The sequence below is a fragment of the Rathayibacter sp. AY1A4 genome, assembly GCF_002930955.1.
Classification (GTDB): Bacteria; Actinomycetota; Actinomycetes; order Actinomycetales; family Microbacteriaceae; genus Rathayibacter.
Genome location: NZ_PSTN01000009.1, coordinates 36314 through 53544 on the forward strand (window position 1 = coordinate 36314; position 17231 = coordinate 53544).

The following is a 17231-nucleotide window of genomic DNA, read 5'->3' on the forward strand; positions in this document are numbered from 1 at the left end:
GTGGAGCGGATCGAGGTCACCGCGCTCGACGACCCGCGGCTGCGCGACTACGCGCACGCGACCGATGTCGCGCTGAAGAACGCCCGCGGCCCGCACGGCCTGTACATCGCGGAGTCGGCGCTCGTGCTCGAGCGCGCGATCGCCGCCGGGCACCGGCCGCGCTCGGTGCTCGCCCTCGGCGGTTCGGCCGGCGAGGCCGAGCGCCTGGTCGGCCGCTTCGACGTGCCCGTCTTCACGGGCCCGGGTGAGCTCCTGGCCGAGCTCACCGGGTACACCCTGCACCGCGGCCTGATCGCGGCGATGGACCGGCCCGTGCTGCCCGACCCGGCCGGCCTGCTCGCGGGAGCGCGCCGCGTCGTCGTGCTCGAGGACGTGGTCGACCCGACGAACGTCGGCGCGATCTTCCGCTCCGTCGGGGCCATCGGAGCCGATGCCGTGCTGGTGACGCCGCGCTGCTCCGATCCGTACTACCGCCGCGCCATCCGCGTGAGCATGGGAACGGTCCTCCAGGTGCCCTGGACGCGCGTCGGCGACTGGCCGTCGACGCAGCGGCTCCTGCACGGAGCGGGCTTCACGATCGCGGCGATGGCTCTGACCCCGGAGGCGGTGCCCCTGCGGGACTTCGCCGCCCGCGCTCCGGAGCGCGTCGCCCTCGTGCTCGGCACCGAGGGGCAGGGTCTCACCGCCGAAGCGCTCGCCGCCGCCGATGTCGCCGTCCAGATCCCGATGCGGCACGGGATCGACTCGCTCAACGTCGCTGCGGCGTCGGCGGTCGCGATGTGGGCGCTCGCCGAGCCCTCCTGAGAGGCGCGTCTGTGCCCCGTTGGGGGTGCCACTGAGACGTGAGAGCGCGCCCAGCGCTCGCCGGAAGCACCGACTGCGCTACCGTGGCCGCACTCCTGCCCGCAGCCAGCCGTCACGAACGAGGTCGTCCATGCTCCTGCGCACGACGCTCCGCCCGCCCGTCGCGCTGCTCGTCGGAGTCGCGCTCGCACTGAGCCTCACCGCCTGCTCCGGTCCCGCCGCGGAGGTGCCGGACGGGTCCGTGCGCGACTCGGGCTCCGTCGCGACCGCCGCCCCGGCGCCCACCGGCACAGCCGATCCCGAGAGCGGCGCGCGCATGACCCGCCTGATCAGCGACTGCCTCGCCCGCTACGGCCTGAGCGACCGGCCGCCGCTCGCGAGCCCGCTCGCGGAGGAGGAGGTCCGCCTGGCGGCGCAGCGCGCCCGGGACGCCTACGACGCCACCCTGACCGACTGCTCGGCGCAGGCGCTCGCGTCCGGGGAGCCGAGCAGCGATCCGAAGGGAGAGCCCGGCGGCGAGCCGACCGACGAGCCCGACGCCGACTCGACCCCCGCTCCGGCGGGCTGACCGTGCGACTCGAGGGGACGTCCGCGCTGATCGCGGGGGGAGCGTCCGGACTGGGAGCCGCGACGGCGACGGCGCTCGACGCCGCAGGAGCGCGCGTGGTCGTGCTCGATCTGCCGAACGCGGTGGAGGCCGCGCGTCTGCCCGCCTCCGTGCAGCTGATCGCCGGGGACGTCCTCGATCCGGACGCCGTCTCGAGCGCCGTGGAGGCGGCGGGGGAGCTGCGCGTCGCCGTGAGCTGTGCGGGCGTGGCCACACCCGGGCGGCTGCTCGGACGCGACGGGCCGCTGCCGCTCGAGCAGTTCGAGCGGGTGCTGCGGATCAACACGACCGGGACGCTCAACGTGCTGCGCCTCGCCGCGGCGTCGATCGCCGAGCGGGAGCCGATCGATGGGGAGCGGGGAGTCCTGGTCACGACCGCCTCCGTCGCCGCCTTCGAGGGGCAGATCGGACAGGCGGCCTACGCCGCGTCGAAGGGAGCCGTGGCGGCGATGACCCTGCCGCTCGCGCGCGAGCTCGCGGCCCGGCTCGTGCGCGTGGTGTCGATCGCACCGGGCACGTTCGACACGCCCCTGCTCGCCGGGCTGCCGGACAGGGCCCGCGAGGCGCTCGGCTCGGCGACGCCGCATCCTGCCCGCCTCGGACGCCCCGAGGAGTTCGCGGCCCTGGTGCGGCACATCGTCGAGAACCCCATGATCAACGGCGAGACCATCCGGCTCGACGGGGCTCTGCGGCTGCCGCCGCGCTGAGGGACGAGCGGGCGCAGGCTGCCGGTCGAGACGTGCGGGCGTCTCGACACGCCGCTGCGCGGCTGGTCGACCGGCATGAGGCAGCGGCGGTCGCGAGACGCCGCTGCGGCGTCCGTCAGACGAGCAGCTGGTGCTTGGCGAGGTCCCGGTAGAGCGGCGTCGACTCGACGAGCTCGGAGTGGGTGCCGACTCCCACGACCTCGCCCTTCTGCAGCACGACGATGCGGTCGGAGTCGACCACGGTCGACAGGCGGTGCGCGATCACCAGCAGGGTCCGGTTCTCGGCGACCGCGTCGATCGCCAGGCGCAAGCGCTGCTCGTTGAGTCCGTCGAGGCTCGACGTGGACTCGTCCAGCAGCAGGATCGGCGGGGCCGCCAGGAGCGCGCGGCCGATCGCGAGGCGCTGACGCTCACCGCCCGAGAGCATCACTCCGCTCTCGCCCACCGGCGCGTGCAGGCCGAGCGGGTTGCGCTCGAGCACGTCGGTCAGGTTCACCGCCTCGAGCACCCGGAGGCAGTCGGCGTCGTCGGCGTCGGGGCGGCCGAGGACGAGGTTCTCGCGGATGGTGCCGGCCAGGACCGGGGCGTCCTGCTCGACGTAGCCGATCTGCGCGCGGAGCGCGTCGCGGTCGATGGCCGTGATGTCGACACCGCCGAGTCGGACGACGCCGGCCTCCGGGTCGTAGAACCGCTCGATGAGGGCGAGGATCGTGCTCTTGCCCGCTCCCGACGGCCCGACCAGGGCGGTGCGCTTGCCGCGCGGCACGGTGAAGGAGACGCCGCGCAGGACAGTGCGGTCGCGCTCGTCCGCCACGGCCGCCGCGTCGGGCACGGCGCCCTCCTCGTAGGAGAACACCACGTCCTCGAAGGAGATGGCCTCCTCCGCCACGCCGGCGCCGAGGCCGCCCGCGGAGGCGTCGCCGTCGCCCTCGATCGGCAGGTCGATGATCTCCTGGATGCGGCCGAGGGCGCCCAGCGCCGAGTTCACCGAGGTGATGGCGCCGATGAAGTTGCCGAGCGGCATCACCATCATGAAGAGGAAGAGGATGAACGAGACCAGCTGGGCGATGTCGATCGCGCCGGACGCGACGCGGTAGCCGCCGACGCCGAGGACGGCGAGGAAGGCGACCTGCATGGCGATCCCCGCCACCGGCACCACGAGGGCCGAGACGTGCGCGACGCGGATCCCGAGGCGGTACGCCTCCGTCGCGTGCTGGTCGACGACCGCGATCTCGCGATCGGTGGCTCCGGCGGCACGGATCGTCCGGACGGCGCTGATGGCGCGCTCGACGGCCGCGGCCAGATCGCCGACCTTCTCCTGGGCCTTGCGGCTGGCGGTGCGGATGCCGCGGCCGAGGGTCAGCGCGAGCCCGAGGGCCACCGCCACCACCGCCACGATGATCAGCAGCAGCACCCAGTCGATGACGGCCATCGCGATGATCGCGCCGACGAAGACGAGGGAGCCCGCGATCGAGTCGACGAGCCCCTGGGTCAGCACCGCGCGCAGGAGCGTGGAGTCGGAGCCGACGCGCGAGACGAGGTCGCCGGTGCGGCGCGCGTCGAACTCCCGGATGGGGAGGCGCAGCAGCCGTGCGACGAGGCGGCGGCGGCTCGAGAGCACGATCCCCTCGCCGGTGCGCTGGAGCAGGTAGTGCGCGAAGCCCGAGATGAGCCCGGAGGCCACGACCAGGCCGACGAGGGCCCACACGAGCGGGCCGAGATCGAGACCGGACTGGACCCGGGTGATGACCTGGCCGACGAGCAGGGGCTGGCCGAGGCTCGCCGCCGCTCCGAACAGACTGAGGACCACGACGACCGAGAGGATGCCGCGGTGCTCGAGCAGGTAGGGCACGAGCTGCGAGAAGGAGGCGCGGGGTCCGTCGTCGCGGGAGGGTCGTCGTCCGCCGCGCCGGGAGGTGGTGGTGCTCATCGCCGTCCATTCTGCCCCGTCGTCGCTGCGAGCAGGCCGCCAGAGGGCGGGCCCGGTGCTCAGGGAGGGAGCGGAGACGCGGACGGCCCGCCGGGGGATCCCGTCGGGCCGTCCTCTGCAGGGAGTCCTACGAGACGTTGTCGTGGTACGACGCGTTCTTCGTCTCCTTGGAGAGCAGGAGCGCGATCAGCGTCAGCACGGCCGCGGCGCTGAGGTAGAGGCCGACCAGCACGGTGCTGCCGCCCGCCGCCCTCCAGAGCGCGACCGCGATGATCGGCGCGAGGGCCGCTCCGAGGATCGATGCGAGGTTGTACGCCATCGCCGAGCCGGTGTAGCGGACGTTGGTCGGGAACAGCTCGGGGAGGACGGCGCCCATCGGGCCGAAGGTCAGGCCCATCAGCGTGAAGCCGAGGATCAGGACGGCCATGACGCCCGCGAAGCCGGCGCTGAACAGGGGCACGAAGAGCAGGCCGAACACGAGGATCGCCGCGGTCACCACGAGCAGCGTCCGCCGGCGGCCGAAGCGCTCCGCGAGCGGGCCGGAGACGAGCGTGAAGATCCCGAAGAACACCACGCCGACGATCAGCATGACGAGGAAGTCGTTGCGCGTGTAGCCGAGGCCCGGAACCGCGCCGTCGACGGGCGAGGTGCCGTAGGTCAGCGTGAACGTGGTCATGAGGTAGAAGAGCACGTAGGTCGCCAGCATGATGAAGGTGCCCAGGATGAGCGGGCGCCAGCTGGTGACGAAGACGCGGGCGAGGGGCAGCTTGGCGACCTCGCCCTTCTCGACGACCTTCTGGAACGCGGGCGTCTCGACGAGCTTGAACCGCACGTAGAGCCCGATGATCACGAGCACGGCGCTCGCCAGGAACGGCACGCGCCAGCCCCAGGCCGCGAACGTCTCGTCGCTCATCGTGCTCGCGAGCACCAGGAACAGGACGTTGGCGACGATGAAGCCGATCGGTGCGCCCAGCTGCGGGAAGGTGCCGTAGATGGCGCGCTTGCCGGCCGGTGCGTTCTCGGTCGCGAGCAGCGCGGCTCCGGACCACTCGCCGCCGAGGCCGAGGCCCTGGCAGAAGCGCATCACCACGAGCAGGAACGGAGCGAGGAACTCCCAGCCGGGCGTGAGCGCGGTGGGCAGGCAGCCGATCAGGAAGGTCGCGACGCCCATGGTGAGCAGTGAGGCGACGAGGGTGCCCTTGCGGCCGACGCGGTCGCCGAAGTGGCCGAAGATGATCGACCCGATCGGGCGCGCGATGAACGCGACGCCGAAGACGGCGAAGGAGGCGAGGAGGGCCGTGGCCGGGTCCTCGTTGACGAAGAAGAGCGACGGGAAGACCAGGACGGCGGCGGTCGCGTAGGCGTAGAAGTCGTAGAACTCGATCGAGGTGCCGATGAGGCTGGCGAGGATGACGCGGCCGCGGGAGTTCTGCGGGGCGGCTGCTGGCGCGTCGGAGACGGCGGGAGAAGACATGAGGGAGGGGCTCCGTGTGGACGGCGACTCCCCCTGAGCCGGCGGGGCGGGGCGTCGATCAGGCGTCGCGGACCGCTGGGGCGAGGGGGAGGAGAGAGGGGTCGCTCGTGACGACCCGACCACTTTACTCCGTGTTCTCCCAGGTTCGTGTGCAGGCGGCCCCAGGACGGGGGCCGCCCGCAGTGGTTCAGCTGCGCAGCGAGCGGAGGAGCAGAGCGGTCGAGACCGCCGCCTCGGCCGCCTCGCGCCCCTTGTCCTCCTTCGAGCCGGGAAGGCCCGCGCGATCGATGCCCTGCTGCTCGGTGTCGAGGGTGAGCACGCCGAAGCCGACCGGCTTGCCCGTCAGGATCGAGACGGTGGTGAGCCCGGAGGTGGCGGCGTCCGAGACGTACTCGAAGTGCGGGGTGCCGCCGCGGATGATCACGCCGAGGGCGACGACCGCGTCGGCCCCCGCCTCCAGGGCCGCCTTCGAGGCGACGGGCAGCTCGAACGAGCCGGGCACGCGCACGAGCGACCAGGACGCTCCGGCCTCGTCGAGGGCTCGGCCCGCTCCGGCGATCAGACCGTCGCTGATCTGCTCGTGCCAGGTCCCCGCGATGACGACGACGCGCAGTCCCGCGCCGTCGAGAGGGGAGGTGGTGGGGGCGCCGCTACCGGCCATTGCTACTCCTTCGTGGTGGCGCCGGCGATCCCGGCGTCGAGGGCGAGGCCGGAGATCCCGGCGTCGAGGGGGTCGTGGTCGAGGACGCTGTCGAGGGTGTGGCCCATGCGGTCGCGCTTGGTCTCGAGGTAGCCCTCGTTGAAGGCGCCGACCCCGACGACGAGCGGCACGCGCTCGGCGACGACGATGCCGCGGTCGGTGAGCTGGCGGACCTTCTCGGGGTTGTTGGTGAGCAGGCGCACCTCGGTGAGGCCGAGGTCCTCGAGGATCCCGACCGCCGCTCCGTAGTCCCGCGCGTCGGCGGGGAGCCCGAGGGCGAGGTTCGCGTCGAGGGTGTCGAGTCCGTCCTCCTGCAGGCGGTAAGCGCGCAGCTTGTTGATCAGGCCGATGCCCCGGCCCTCGTGCCCGCGGAGGTAGACGACGACGCCGCCGTCCCGCTGGATCGTGTCGAGGGCGGCGTCGAGCTGGGGTCCGCACTCGCACTTCAGCGAGCCGAACGCCTCGCCGGTCAGGCACTCGGAGTGCACGCGCACCAGTGCGGGCCGCCCCGCGGCGACCTCTCCCGCGAGGATCGCGACGTGATCCGCTCCGGTCTGCCGGTCGCGGTAGGCGCGGATGCGGAACGGGCCGTGGGTGGTCGGCACCGTGGTCTCGACCTCGAAGCTCACCCGCGCGCTCTCCGGGACCGCGACCGTGACGGGCACCTCCGCGTCGCAGTGGAACTCCTGCAGGTACGCGATGAGGGCCGCGACCGTGGTCACCGGCACGCCCTCGCGCTCGCCGAGAGCGATCAGCCCGGGCAGCCGCATCATCTCGCCGTCCTCGGCGACGATCTCGGAGATCGCGCCCACGGGGTACAGGCCGGCGAGCTTCATCAGGTCGACCGCCGCCTCCGTGTGCCCGTCGCGCTCGCGCACGCCGCCGTCGACGGCGCGCAGCGGCAGGATGTGGCCGGGGCGGTTCAGGCGGGACGGGGTCGCCTCGGGGTCGGCCAGCACGCGGAGGGTGTGCGCGCGGTCGGAGGCGCTGATGCCGGTGGAGAGCCGGTCGGCCGCGTCGACGGACAGCGTGTAGGCGGTGCCGCGCGGGTCCTCGTTCTCGACCACCATCAGCGGCAGGGCGAGGCGGTCGGCGATCTCGTTGGTCATCGGCGCGCAGATGAACCCGGAGGAGTGGCGGACCATCCAGGCGATCGTCTCCTGGCTGGCGAGCTGGGCCGAGACGATGACGTCGCCCTCGTTCTCGCGGCCCTCGTCGTCCGCGACGATGATCGGGCGCCCGGCGCGCAGCGCCTCGACGGCCTCGGGGATGGTGGCGAGGCTCATGAGCGGGCCTCCGCGATCGAGCGCAGCGCGAGCATCCGCTCGACGTGGCGGGCCAGGACGTCGGTCTCGATGTTGACCTGATCGCCGATCGCGCGCGCGCCCAGCGTGGTGACGGCGAGCGTCTCGGGGATCAGCGAGACCTCGAACCACTGCTCCGGCTCGGCGGCGGGGCTGATCGCCGAGACGGTCAGCGAGACGCCGTCCACCGCGATCGAGCCCTTGTCGACGACGAGCGGAGCGATGCCGGTCGGCAGCGAGAACCGCAGCACCCGCCACGCCTCGCCCGGTGCGATGGCGAGCAGCGTCGCCGTGCCGTCGATGTGGCCCTGGACGATGTGGCCGCCGAGCCGGTCGCCGACCAGCGCGGCGCGCTCGAGGTTCACGGGGTCGCCGACGCCCACGGTGTCGAGGGTCGACATCCGCAGGGTCTGCGCCATGACGTCGGCGGTGAAGCCCTGGTCGGTGTGCTCGACCACGGTGAGGCAGACGCCCGAGACCGCGATCGAGTCGCCGTGCCGCACGCCGTCGACGGCGAGGGGCCCGCGGATGCTGAGGCGGATCGCGTCGGCGCCCGCCTCGACGGCGGTCACGACGCCCTTCTCCTCGATGATTCCGGTGAACATCAGTGGGTCTCCATCTGCAGGGCGTGGGGGAGGCGGGCCGGGGTGCCGGCACCGCCCGCGGGGAGGACGTCGGGGCGCGCGGTCACGAGGAGGTCGTCGCCGAGGATCTCGACCGAGCGGAGGGAGAGGCGCCGGGCCCCGCCGATGCTCTCCACGCCGAGGTCGCCGAGCGCGAGGCGGGGGCCGCCGAGGAGCGCGGGCGCGAGGAACACGAGGTACTCGTCGACCAGTCCGGCGGCGACGAGCGCGGAGGCGAGGGTCGGTCCGGCCTCGACGTAGACGCTGCGGATCTCGGCGGAGTAGAGGTGCGCGAGGACCGCGGCGAGGTCGCGGGTGCGCTCGACCACGACGGCGCGGGGGTGCTCGTGCAGGCGGGCGCCCGGCGGCACGGGGCGCGTGCCGACGACGACGGGCACCGGCTGGTGGGCGAGGAGCTCGCCTCCGTCGCCGCGGGCGGTGAGCGCGGGATCGTCGGCGAGGACGGTCCCGGTGCCGACGAGGATCGCGTCGTGCGCGGCACGCTGCTCGTGCACGCGCTGCCGGGCCGCCGCTCCGGTGATCCAGCGGCTGCTGCCGTCCGCCGCCGCGGTGCGGCCGTCGAGGGTCGAGGCCCACTTGAGCGTGACGAAGGGGCGGTGCAGGCGGGTCGCGGTGAGCCACGGGTGGAGGAACTGCTCTCCCCCCTCGGCGAGCACGCCCTCGATCACCTCGACGCCGGCCTCGCGGAGGGTGCGACCGCCGCCGGCCGAGCGCTCGCCCGGGTCCGGCACGGCGTAGACGACGCGGGAGACGCCCGCCTCGATCAGGGCGCGGCTGCAGGGACCCGTGCGCCCGGTGTGGTCGCACGGCTCGAGCGAGACGACGGCCGTCGCGCCCTCGGCGGCGCCCGCCGCGACGTGCGACAGGGCGTCGACCTCGGCGTGCGCGGTGCCGGCTCCGTGGTGCCAGCCCTCGCCGAGGACGGTGCCGTCGGGCGCGAGGATCACGCAGCCTACGCGCGGGTTGGGTCCGCGGGCGGGCCCGCGCTCGGCGAGCGCCAGCGCCCGGCGCATCGCGTGCTCGTAGTCGATCGTCATTCCCGGTTCTTCCGTTCGTCGCCGAACTCCGGGGTCTCGATCGACGGTGCGCGGGCACCGTCGCTCAGCATCGCGCGGTGATGCGCGACGCTCGTGCTGCCTCTCCTCCGGACTTTCACCGTCGGTCCTGGAGTTCCACCAGGTCAACCGCCGCCCCTCTCGAGGGGCTGCGGCTCGCGGACTGTGACCGCCGGTTCGGAATTCCCACCGACCCCGGAGCACGTGCTGTCCGGTCAGCCTACCCACCCGCCGCCCGGAGGGAGCCTCCGCGCGTCACACTCCCGGCGCACGGTCGGCTCCGTGCGTCCCGGAGCCCGTCGGCGCTGCGGTCGCCCGTCGTCTCCGCACGGTGGACGGCCGCGCTGCGTCCCCTCCGTCGATCACTCTTCGTTTGCCGTAGATGTCGGTTGCATCCCAAATTGGATAGTCCGATCGTTCGACTCCGGTTGGCGTATACCGGCCGGGCTGGTCAGACACGCAATGTCCTCCACCGGCGACGGAGATTTTTGCCGCTCAATGGCGCGACGAGAATCTCCGTCGATCGAGGCTCCGAGGTCAGCTCTCCCGCTCCTCCGCGCGCATGCGCCTCCTAGCGCGTCGAGCTACCTCCACGGTAAAAGCAGTGAGGACCAGTCCCGTTCCAGGCCCGACGAAGGGCGTGAGAACGGCGCGTGCATCGGTGAACCAGAACAGAAGCAATAGAACCGCTGTGCCGCCGAACAGCAGAAGCGCCAATCCTCCAAGGATGGGATTGCGCAATTCTCGGCGCATCGCCCGACTGAGATCGTGATCAGAGGCCATTGAATCTCCTTCGCTGTTCTTCGCGCGCTCTAACAGCGCTGGATGACCGGGTGCAGAGAGCCACCTATAGTGAGGTAGCGTGCGCCGAGGCACTGGCCAGAGTTGTTCGCTTGAACTGCGGCGACGTGGAATACGGCGCCGTAAGCGCCGCACACCGCTCCGATGGGGGCGAATGCGGCCGTCATTGATCCGCACAGTAATCCTGCCGCTGCTGCGGTAGATTGCGACGCGGTTTTCGTCTCGGTTCTGTTGAGCATGATTGTACAGAATGCGATGTCACAGGCGAGGCTGGGGTCGGCGACCACGGGATAGGATGCGCCCGTGTGATGCACTCTCTGCACCAGCGTGCCGCCGTCGATCGAGAAACTGGTCCTGACAGGAGCGCCGGTGGAATCTGAGGCCCAGGCCGGATTTATGAAGTTGACGGTCCGTCCGTGTGAATCCTTCACCGCAACCGAGTGATCGATGAACTCAAGGATGGCGGGTTCTCCATCCACGGTCACGTCGAATCTGTAATCAGATGGGGCTGCCTGGTCCTTGATGAGAGCAAAGCCCGCATTGAGAACATGGCCTGCCCCTGTGAACGCGTAATCGTAGGAGTCGCTCATGTTGTAGACGAGCGCGCCTGAAGGCCCGACGCTCGCCGATCGGACAGCGGTTCCTGGAGTGATGCCGACGCTGTGGTTCCTGTATTCGACCGCGAGGCCGGACTTCGTCGAGAGGGAGCCGCTCGGCTCCAGGTGCTCTGATTCGGAGCTTAGTCGAGCGGCGCCTTCACTGGAGGCGGCGATAGGCGTGAGCAAGCCGAAAGATTGCATTGTCGATTCTGCTGTTCGGGTCGCTGTGACGACTCCCGGATCGGCCGTCGCAGGTGTCGCGACCAATGAAGTGAAAGCAAGTACGGTGCCCATGAGCAGCGCTCGAACCGATCTTCTGGTGCCTGGCAAGAACATCTCCTTCTCTCAACGTCATCTTTGACACCAGTCACAATTGCAGGGTTATCGGAGGTCATCAATGATCGGGCGGGTTCCAGAAGTCCGATGGCGCGTTCGGAGGACCATTCGCCGAATGGTGTCCTTGGCGGGTCGCGCACGTCGAGTCCCGCGCGGCGGAGGACGCCCGGCTCAGTGCCGGTGGTCGTCCACCCAGCGCGGGAAGGGGTCCGCGTACTCCGCCCAGGCGGCGGGGCCGGCCAGCAGCTCCTCGGGGGTGAGCAGGCAGCTCTGCAGGACGGCGGTCAGCCTCCCGGTGTCCAGGCCCGTCCCGAAGAAGGCGAGCTCCTGGCCGAGAGGCGCGTCCTCGTCCCAGCTGAGCAGGCTGGTCGGGTCCAGCGTCAGCACGTCGCCGGCGACCGACCACGAGCCGACCCGGTCGGCGCGCGTCGCCAGGCGCACCAGGCCGCGGGAGCGGAGGATGCGGCCCACCTTCTCCGCCACCAGCTCCCCGTGGACCGCCGTGCTCAGGCGGCCGGGGTGGAAGGGCAGCGGATCGCGGAACACGAACTCCTCGACGGTCGTGCCCGAGGCGCGGCGCCGCGAGGTCCCGTTGAGGGCGCACTGCCAGCCCATCGAGGAGGCGATCGCGTGCGCGCGCCGGGGGTGGAGCCTCCGTGGCGCCGCCGGGAGCTCACCGGCGGGGAGGAGATCGGCGGTGGGGGCGAGTGCTCGCAGGAGGTCGCGGACGAGTGCGGTCCGCTCGGGGTCGCTCTCGGAGAGGGGCTCGGCGAGGGCGATGAGGCTCGAGAACTCCAGGCGGGCGGCGAGGCGCTCCGCCGAGTCGAAGGAGGGGCCCGCGCCGCCGCAGAGCACGCGCAGGATCTCCTCCGTCGACGTCACGGCGACCACGTCGAGGATCGCGATGCGGGTGTCGGCGGGATGCCGCTGCGCGCAGAGGTGCTCGAGCACGAGTCCGATCTCGAGCGGGTCGGCCTGGCCATCGAGGGCGACGACCGTGTGACCGCGGTGGCCGTCGTCGGCGTCGGCCGCGAGGCGCCGGTGGAGCTCCTCGGCGAGAGCGGGACCGTCGGCGCTGGGCGGATCGACCTCGAAGGCGATCCGGGACTCGGGCCTGCCGGCGAGGAGCGCGGCGGTCCGCCCGGCGTCCCGGGGGTCGGTCGCGCTGACGAGGGTGACGGCGAGGACGGGGGGTGCGGGGTGGTGGGGCTCCATGGACCGCTACTCTATCGATAACAGTTCTCATTAACGACAGGAGCATCCGTGAAGGTCCGCAACTCCCTCAGGTCGATGAAGGCGCAGCCCGGCTCGCAGGTGGTCCGCCGCCGGGGCCGCGTCTTCGTGATCAACAAGCTGAACCCGCGCTTCAAGGCCCGTCAGGGCTGAGCGCCGACGGGAGGGTGCGAGCCCTCCCGTCGCGCACGGCCTCAGTGCTCGTCGTAGTGGCCGGCGTGAGCGGCGTGCTTGTGGCCGTCGTGGACGAAGTCCACGTGGTCGTCGTGCTGCACGGTCTCGTGGCCGCAGGCGTCGCCGTGCTCGTGGTCGGCGGTCGAGTGCTCGGCCTCCGACTCGTGCTCGTCGTAGTGGTCGCCGTGCAGGGCGTGGTGGTGCGTGCCGTGGACGTAGTCGACGTGGTCCTCGTGCTGCACGGCCGGGTGGCCGCAGCCCTCGCCGTGCTCGTGCTCGGTGACGGGGTGCTCGGCGTGGAGATCGGTGGTGCTCATGGTGCTGCCTTTCCGGATGCGGGGGCCGCGGACGCGACGGGCTCCAGTCGACCAGATCCATAAACGCATTGCAATGGATGCGCCTAATCGAGAGCGATCATCGTTCCCGACAGGGACGGAGGTCACCCCTCCAGGGCGTGCCGGACAGCGTCGTCGACGATGTGCGTGACGTGGGTGTCGGCGACGGAGTAGTGCGCCTCACGGCCCACGCGCTCGACCGCGACCAGCCCGGCGGTGCGGAGCATCCGCAGGTGCTGCGAGACCAGCGGCTGCGAGAGCCCGGTCACCTCGGCCAGCCGCCCGACCGTCGACGTCTCCTCGGCGAGGGCCCGGAGCAGGCGCAGCCGGGAGGAGGAGGACAGCACCTTGAAGAGCTCGGCGGCGGGTTCGAGGTCCTCGGTCATCTGCTCATGTAAGCAGAGGTGCATGCGCCGTGTCCGCGCGGCGCCCCGCGCGCCTCCGGCTACCCTCGGTGCGATGGACGAGGACAGGTACGGGCAGGACGTGCTCGCCGGCGACTGGCGCGCCCGCGGCAGGGTCGAGGTGGCGGTGGTCGAGGCCGAGCGCGATCTGGTGGTCGAGGAGGTCGCCTCCGGCTTCGTGGGCGCCGTGCTCGGCGTGGAGCTGCGGATGGTGCGGCTGGAGGACCGGTTCGGCAAGGTCCGCGTGTTCCCGCTGGGGCCCGGGTTCCTCCTCGAGGGGAAGCCCGTGTCGCTCAAGGCGCCCGGGCTGAAGCGCGACGCCGGCCTCGGTCGCGCGCGCTCCGCCTCCGGCTCCTTCCACGTCGCCGACGCGAAGGCGCGGGTCGCCCTGCCCAGCCGCATCTACGTCGAGGGCCGGCACGACGCCGAGCTGGTCGAGAAGGTCTGGGGCCACGACCTGCGGGTCGAGGGCGTCGTCGTCGAGTACATCGAGGGCGTCGACAACCTCGACGAGCTGGTGCGCGAGTTCCGGCCCGGTCCGGGGCGCCGCATCGGCGTGCTCGTCGACCACCTGGTGCGCGGCTCGAAGGAGTCGCGGATCGCCGGCCAGGTCGCCGCCGGTCCGCACGGCGCCCACGTCCTCGTCGTCGGCCACCCCTACATCGACGTCTGGCAGGCCGTGAAGCCCGGCCGGATCGGCCTGGAGCGCTGGCCCGAGATCCCGCGCGGCACCGAGTGGAAGCACGGGATCTGCGAGGCGCTCGGCTGGCCGCACGAGGAGCAGGCCGACATCGCGCGCGCCTGGCAGCGCATCCTCGGCCGGGTGCGCACCTTCCAGGACCTGGAGCCGGCGCTGCTGGGCCGGGTCGAGCAGCTCATCGACTTCGTGACGGAGCCCGCATGACCCGGCACGCGGGCCTCGGCCTCGCCCTCGACGCCGTGCTCGTCCTGGTCTTCGTGCTGATCGGCCGCGGGAGCCACGACGAGGGGTCGGCGCTGATCGGCCTGCTCACCACGCTCTGGCCGTTCCTGGCGGCGCTCCTGCTCGGCTGGGTCGTCACGCGCTCGTGGCGCTCCCCGGACCGGATCGTGCCCGCCGGGCTCGTCGTCTGGGCGGTGACCGTCGCGGGCGGGATGCTCCTGCGGATCGCCTCCGGGCAGGGCGTGCAGTGGAGCTTCGTGATCGTGACGGCCGTCGTGCTGGCCGTATTCCTCCTCGGCCGCCGCGCTCTGACGCGGCTGATCGCCCGCCGGCGCTAGGCGGACCGCCGGCTCAGCCCACCCGCACCCCGAAGTGCTCCGCGAACAGCGGCAGCAGCAGGCTGAGCTGCAGCTCGGAGAGGGTGGCGCCGCGGAGGCCGTCCAGCCCGGTGAGCACGTGCAGCTCGGCGCCGCGCAGATCGAGGTGCTCGATCCGGGCCCGGGAGAGATCGAGGGAGCGGACGTCGCAGTCGACCAGGCTCAGCCGCGTGCCGGTCGCACCCGCCAGGTCGAGCTCGTCGATCGTGCAGCGCTCGAGCAGCACGTCGCGCACCGCGGCGCCGCGGAGGTTCAGGTAGCCGAGCTTGCAGTCGGCCACGCGCACCTGCTCCCAGGTGCTCTCGTAGAGCTCGGCCGAGCCCAGCCGCGAGGCGAGCAGCTCGACGGATCGGAGCCGGCTCCGCGGCGCCGAGAGCCCGGGGACGTCCAGCCGCTCGAGCCGCGACTCCGCGATCGACGCGGCCCGCAGCTGGGCACCGTCCAGGACCACTCCCTCCAGCGCGCACTCGCTGAAGGAGGCCGCGGTGAGATCGGCGCCGGTGAGGTCGGTGCCGGCGAAGCGCAGCCCTTCGGCGTGCTCCCGGGCGCCCGTGTCCCCGGCGTACCCCTCGGCGAGGCCGTCGAGGAGGAGGGGGTCGAGCCGGGGAGGAGCGGTCGCGTCGCGCACGCGGCGAGCCTAGTGCTGGCACCATGGCGGCATGCCCCGCCTGCTCGCCGTGTGCCGCGTCGCCCGCCTCCTGCCCGACTCCGGCACGGTCGGCGTGACCGCGATCGACAAGCGGCCGGTCGAGGGTCCCGTCGGAGTGCGCGACCTGGGCCTCTACGGCGACGTGCAGGCCGATCGCGCGCACCACGGCGGCCTCGACAAGGCGCTCTACGCCTACTCCGACGAGGACGCGGTCTGGTGGGCGGAGCGCCTGGGGCGGCCGGTGGCCGCGGGGATGTTCGGCGAGAACCTGCGGATCGCGGGCCTCGACGTGAGCGGAGCCGTGATCGGCGAGCGCTGGCGGATCGGCGAGGCGGTCGAGGTCGAGGTGACGATGCCGCGGACGCCGTGCGCGACGTTCCAGCGGGCCCTCGGAGAGCCGCAGTGGGTGAAGCGCTTCGCCGACGAGGGGCGCACCGGCGCGTACCTGCGGGTGCTGCACCGCGGATCGGTGGAGGCGGGCGACGCCGTCGAGGTGCTGAGCCGGCCCGGGCACGGCGTCCCGGTCGACCGCTGGTACCGCGAGCACAGCCCGGCGGACGCGCAGGCGCTCCTCGAGGCGGAGGAGGCGGGTGCGCTCCGGCCGGCTCCGGCGCTGCGGGCGTCGATCGAGCGGGCGCTCGCCTGACCCGGTCTACTCCCCGCGCGCCTCGCGCTTGAGGCGGCGCTTGACCGCTCGCTCCGTGAGCACCGTCAGGTAGTCCTGCACGGGCCGGTCCTGCAGGTCCGCGAGCTCCTCGCGCACGAGCGGCGCGACCTGCTCCTCGGAGTGGTCGGGGAACTTCTTGCGCACGTTCGCGGTCACGTCGCGCACCACCTGGTCGAGATCGAAGTCGGTCGTCATGCGGAGATCCTGGCCCCTCCAGGTGAACAGGAGGGGCACGGAGCCCACGGCCCCGCGCCCCTCCTCCGTGCCGATGGTCAGCTCGCGGCGACGGCGATCTCGTTCGGTGTGACGTCGAGCTCGCCCGTGGCGACGACCTCTCCCGTGGTGAGGTCGACGGCGTGGATGCTGTCGGCGGCAGGGTCGGTCACGTAGGCGATGTCCCCGGCGACCGTGATAGCGGGGTGCGGGTCCTGCCACTCGACCGGGCTCTCCCAGGCGTCGACGACGGGGTAGGAGGCGGTCAGCTCGCCGGTCTCGGGGTCGAGCACGTGGATAGCGCCGTCCGAGGCGATCATGTACGCCAGGTCGTCGGGGCCGCGGGCGACGCCGCGGAAGGTGTACTCGACGCCCTCGGGCAGGTCGACGACGTCGAGGGTCTTCGCCTCGGTGTCGATCAGCGCCACGCGGTGCAGGAGGTAGCCCTCGGCGTCGCGGTCGTCCTTGTAGTCGCCGACGATGATCGGGCTGGTCTCGCTGACCCAGGCGTTGCCCATGCGGCCGTACGGCTGGTCCGGCGCCTCGAGCTTCGTGATCTCGCCGCCGTCGTAGACCAGGGCGCCGTTCTCGCAGCCGAAGACGACGACCTCGTTCTCGGCCGTGCCCTCTCCGTGGACACCGGGGCACTGGTCGTTCGTGGCCGTCACGGCGCCGGAGGCGTCGCGCACCTCGATGCCGGTGCGCCCGTCGGCGTCACCGACCGTGGTGAGGAAGGTGCCGTCCTCGAGGACGATCGAGACGCCGTGGTGCGCCTCGACTCCCGGGATGGTCTCGGTCTCGGGCATCCCGTCCGAGGACGCCAGGTCGGCGGTCTCGAGGACGGTCGTGTCGCTCGTGCCGTCGGCGTAGAGGACGGTCTTCCCGGCGTGCCGGACGACGTGGCCCGGAGTGTCCGCGGGGAAGACGATGTCCGTCAGCTCCGGCTCGCCGCCGGTGCCGGCGGCGGTGTCGAGGAGCTGGAACCCCTCGCTCATGGTGACCAGGACGTGGCGGTCGTCGCCGGCGGGGTTGAGGCGGGTGAACTCTTCGGAGTCCAGGTCCGCGACGGTCTCGAGGGTCTCGCCGTCGAGGACGAGGATGCCGCCCTCGTAGGCGACGGCGACGCGGGCGCCGGCGGCCGCCGCGGCCTCGGTGGCCGGCGCGGTGGACGCGGAGGACTCGGCGGCCGGGGTCGAGCTCGACGAGCAGGCCGCGAGGACCGTGATCGAGCAGGCGGCGATCAGGCCGAGGCCCGCCCGCCGGACGTGGGGATTCTGCATGGGTGCTTCTTCTTCC

21 protein-coding genes and 1 riboswitch are annotated in these 17231 nt (G+C 72.4%); of the genes, 7 read left to right on the forward strand and 14 right to left on the reverse strand.

All coding sequences use genetic code 11. From position 1 onward, the window contains the following. From C5B92_RS07315 to C5B92_RS07325, 3 genes are all read left to right on the forward strand, one after another. Complete coding sequence (locus C5B92_RS07315) at window positions 1–804, forward strand: RNA methyltransferase (RefSeq protein ID WP_104250606.1); 804 nt, start codon at window positions 1–3, stop codon at window positions 802–804. A 130-nt stretch (window positions 805–934) separates the two neighbouring features. Further along, the gene (locus C5B92_RS07320) at window positions 935–1372 is read left to right on the forward strand and encodes a hypothetical protein (protein ID WP_104255832.1); all 438 of its coding nucleotides are present in this window, start codon (window positions 935–937) and stop codon (window positions 1370–1372) included. A 2-nt stretch (window positions 1373–1374) separates the two neighbouring features. Further along, window positions 1375–2118: an SDR family NAD(P)-dependent oxidoreductase gene (locus C5B92_RS07325; protein ID WP_104255831.1), complete on the forward strand. Its 744-nt coding sequence runs from the start codon at window positions 1375–1377 to the stop codon at window positions 2116–2118. A gap of 115 nt (window positions 2119–2233) precedes the next feature. Here the strand turns inward: C5B92_RS07325 and C5B92_RS07330 are convergent, their stop codons facing one another. The 9 genes from C5B92_RS07330 to C5B92_RS07360 all read right to left on the reverse strand — a co-directional run bounded on the left by C5B92_RS07330 (window position 2234) and on the right by C5B92_RS07360 (window position 12176). After that, window positions 2234–4048 (reverse strand): ABC transporter ATP-binding protein, encoded by a 1815-nt coding sequence (locus tag C5B92_RS07330; protein ID WP_104233721.1) that lies wholly within the window; start codon window positions 4046–4048, stop codon window positions 2234–2236. Window positions 4049–4175: 127 nt separating this feature from the next. After that, window positions 4176–5522, reverse strand: coding sequence for an MFS transporter (locus C5B92_RS07335; protein ID WP_104222221.1), 1347 nt, complete (start codon window positions 5520–5522; stop codon window positions 4176–4178). A gap of 187 nt (window positions 5523–5709) precedes the next feature. Then, window positions 5710–6183: a 6,7-dimethyl-8-ribityllumazine synthase gene (gene ribH / locus C5B92_RS07340; protein WP_104222223.1), complete on the reverse strand. Its 474-nt coding sequence runs from the start codon at window positions 6181–6183 to the stop codon at window positions 5710–5712. Between the two features lie 2 nt (window positions 6184–6185). Further along, on the reverse strand, window positions 6186–7508 hold the full coding sequence (gene ribA / locus C5B92_RS07345) for a GTP cyclohydrolase II (protein WP_104222225.1): 1323 nt from the start codon (window positions 7506–7508) through the stop codon (window positions 6186–6188). Then, window positions 7505–8131 (reverse strand): riboflavin synthase, encoded by a 627-nt coding sequence (locus C5B92_RS07350; protein WP_104255830.1) that lies wholly within the window; start codon window positions 8129–8131, stop codon window positions 7505–7507. The genes ribA and C5B92_RS07350 overlap by 4 nt, the downstream gene beginning before the upstream one ends. After that, the gene (ribD, locus tag C5B92_RS07355) at window positions 8131–9207 is read right to left on the reverse strand and encodes a bifunctional diaminohydroxyphosphoribosylaminopyrimidine deaminase/5-amino-6-(5-phosphoribosylamino)uracil reductase RibD (RefSeq protein WP_258061302.1); all 1077 of its coding nucleotides are present in this window, start codon (window positions 9205–9207) and stop codon (window positions 8131–8133) included. The genes C5B92_RS07350 and ribD overlap by 1 nt, the downstream gene beginning before the upstream one ends. Window positions 9208–9298: 91 nt before the next feature. Continuing rightward, window positions 9299–9431: riboswitch (FMN riboswitch) on the reverse strand. A gap of 331 nt (window positions 9432–9762) precedes the next feature. After that, entirely contained in the window at window positions 9763–10008 is a 246-nt protein-coding gene (locus tag C5B92_RS16900) for a hypothetical protein (RefSeq protein WP_146078468.1), read from the reverse strand. 29 nt (window positions 10009–10037) lie between these two features. Next, a complete protein-coding gene (locus C5B92_RS16905; protein ID WP_146079280.1) occupies window positions 10038–10826 on the reverse strand; it encodes a hypothetical protein in 789 nt (262 codons plus the stop codon). A 306-nt stretch (window positions 10827–11132) separates the two neighbouring features. Then, window positions 11133–12176: a GTP-binding protein gene (locus tag C5B92_RS07360; RefSeq protein WP_104255829.1), complete on the reverse strand. Its 1044-nt coding sequence runs from the start codon at window positions 12174–12176 to the stop codon at window positions 11133–11135. A 48-nt stretch (window positions 12177–12224) separates the two neighbouring features. On the opposite strand from C5B92_RS07360, the gene ykgO reads away from it, so the two are divergent. After that, window positions 12225–12347, forward strand: a complete 123-nt coding sequence (gene ykgO, locus C5B92_RS07365; protein WP_104226896.1) for a type B 50S ribosomal protein L36 — start codon at window positions 12225–12227, stop codon at window positions 12345–12347. A 41-nt stretch (window positions 12348–12388) separates the two neighbouring features. On the opposite strand, the gene C5B92_RS17650 is transcribed toward ykgO, so the two are convergent. Next, a complete protein-coding gene (locus C5B92_RS17650) occupies window positions 12389–12685 on the reverse strand; it encodes a hypothetical protein (RefSeq protein WP_104222233.1) in 297 nt (98 codons plus the stop codon). Window positions 12686–12807: 122 nt separating this feature from the next. Continuing rightward, complete coding sequence (locus tag C5B92_RS07375) at window positions 12808–13089, reverse strand: helix-turn-helix transcriptional regulator (protein ID WP_104222235.1); 282 nt, start codon at window positions 13087–13089, stop codon at window positions 12808–12810. Window positions 13090–13162: 73 nt separating this feature from the next. Here C5B92_RS07375 and C5B92_RS07380 point away from each other — a divergent pair, with 73 nt between their 5' ends. After that, window positions 13163–14011: a DUF3097 domain-containing protein gene (locus tag C5B92_RS07380; protein WP_104255828.1), complete on the forward strand. Its 849-nt coding sequence runs from the start codon at window positions 13163–13165 to the stop codon at window positions 14009–14011. Then, the gene (locus C5B92_RS07385) at window positions 14008–14367 is read left to right on the forward strand and encodes a DUF3054 domain-containing protein (RefSeq protein WP_104233715.1); all 360 of its coding nucleotides are present in this window, start codon (window positions 14008–14010) and stop codon (window positions 14365–14367) included. Before C5B92_RS07380 ends, C5B92_RS07385 begins: the two co-directional genes overlap by 4 nt. A gap of 13 nt (window positions 14368–14380) precedes the next feature. Here the strand turns inward: C5B92_RS07385 and C5B92_RS07390 are convergent, their stop codons facing one another. Beyond that, on the reverse strand, window positions 14381–15034 hold the full coding sequence (locus C5B92_RS07390; RefSeq protein ID WP_104255827.1) for a pentapeptide repeat-containing protein: 654 nt from the start codon (window positions 15032–15034) through the stop codon (window positions 14381–14383). Between the two features lie 31 nt (window positions 15035–15065). On the opposite strand from C5B92_RS07390, the gene C5B92_RS07395 reads away from it, so the two are divergent. Next, the gene (locus tag C5B92_RS07395) at window positions 15066–15701 is read left to right on the forward strand and encodes an MOSC domain-containing protein (protein ID WP_104255826.1); all 636 of its coding nucleotides are present in this window, start codon (window positions 15066–15068) and stop codon (window positions 15699–15701) included. Between the two features lie 6 nt (window positions 15702–15707). On the opposite strand, the gene C5B92_RS07400 is transcribed toward C5B92_RS07395, so the two are convergent. After that, on the reverse strand, window positions 15708–15917 hold the full coding sequence (locus C5B92_RS07400; RefSeq protein ID WP_104262881.1) for a three-helix bundle dimerization domain-containing protein: 210 nt from the start codon (window positions 15915–15917) through the stop codon (window positions 15708–15710). Between the two features lie 77 nt (window positions 15918–15994). Then, complete coding sequence (gene aztD / locus C5B92_RS07405) at window positions 15995–17215, reverse strand: zinc metallochaperone AztD (RefSeq protein ID WP_104255825.1); 1221 nt, start codon at window positions 17213–17215, stop codon at window positions 15995–15997. Between the last annotated feature and the right edge of the window lie 16 nt (window positions 17216–17231).

What these genes read in the sequence shown, in the direction of transcription:
- C5B92_RS16900 (WP_146078468.1), bottom strand. Translation starts at nt 10,008, where the DNA reads ATGGCCTCTGATCACGATCTCAGTCGGGCGATGCGCCGAGAATTGCGC.
- C5B92_RS17650 (WP_104222233.1), bottom strand. Translation starts at nt 12,685, where the DNA reads ATGAGCACCACCGATCTCCACGCCGAGCACCCCGTCACCGAGCACGAG.
- C5B92_RS07350 (WP_104255830.1), bottom strand. Translation starts at nt 8,131, where the DNA reads ATGTTCACCGGAATCATCGAGGAGAAGGGCGTCGTGACCGCCGTCGAG.
- C5B92_RS07400 (WP_104262881.1), bottom strand. Translation starts at nt 15,917, where the DNA reads ATGACGACCGACTTCGATCTCGACCAGGTGGTGCGCGACGTGACCGCG.
- C5B92_RS07375 (WP_104222235.1), bottom strand. Translation starts at nt 13,089, where the DNA reads ATGACCGAGGACCTCGAACCCGCCGCCGAGCTCTTCAAGGTGCTGTCC.
- C5B92_RS07335 (WP_104222221.1), bottom strand. Translation starts at nt 5,522, where the DNA reads ATGTCTTCTCCCGCCGTCTCCGACGCGCCAGCAGCCGCCCCGCAGAAC.
- ribD (WP_258061302.1), bottom strand. Translation starts at nt 9,207, where the DNA reads ATGACGATCGACTACGAGCACGCGATGCGCCGGGCGCTGGCGCTCGCC.
- C5B92_RS07380 (WP_104255828.1), top strand. Translation starts at nt 13,163, where the DNA reads ATGGACGAGGACAGGTACGGGCAGGACGTGCTCGCCGGCGACTGGCGC.
- ribA (WP_104222225.1), bottom strand. Translation starts at nt 7,508, where the DNA reads ATGAGCCTCGCCACCATCCCCGAGGCCGTCGAGGCGCTGCGCGCCGGG.
- C5B92_RS07395 (WP_104255826.1), top strand. Translation starts at nt 15,066, where the DNA reads ATGCCCCGCCTGCTCGCCGTGTGCCGCGTCGCCCGCCTCCTGCCCGAC.
- aztD (WP_104255825.1), bottom strand. Translation starts at nt 17,215, where the DNA reads ATGCAGAATCCCCACGTCCGGCGGGCGGGCCTCGGCCTGATCGCCGCC.
- C5B92_RS07320 (WP_104255832.1), top strand. Translation starts at nt 935, where the DNA reads ATGCTCCTGCGCACGACGCTCCGCCCGCCCGTCGCGCTGCTCGTCGGA.
- C5B92_RS07330 (WP_104233721.1), bottom strand. Translation starts at nt 4,048, where the DNA reads ATGAGCACCACCACCTCCCGGCGCGGCGGACGACGACCCTCCCGCGAC.
- C5B92_RS16905 (WP_146079280.1), bottom strand. Translation starts at nt 10,826, where the DNA reads ATGCAATCTTTCGGCTTGCTCACGCCTATCGCCGCCTCCAGTGAAGGC.
- C5B92_RS07385 (WP_104233715.1), top strand. Translation starts at nt 14,008, where the DNA reads ATGACCCGGCACGCGGGCCTCGGCCTCGCCCTCGACGCCGTGCTCGTC.
- C5B92_RS07360 (WP_104255829.1), bottom strand. Translation starts at nt 12,176, where the DNA reads ATGGAGCCCCACCACCCCGCACCCCCCGTCCTCGCCGTCACCCTCGTC.
- ribH (WP_104222223.1), bottom strand. Translation starts at nt 6,183, where the DNA reads ATGGCCGGTAGCGGCGCCCCCACCACCTCCCCTCTCGACGGCGCGGGA.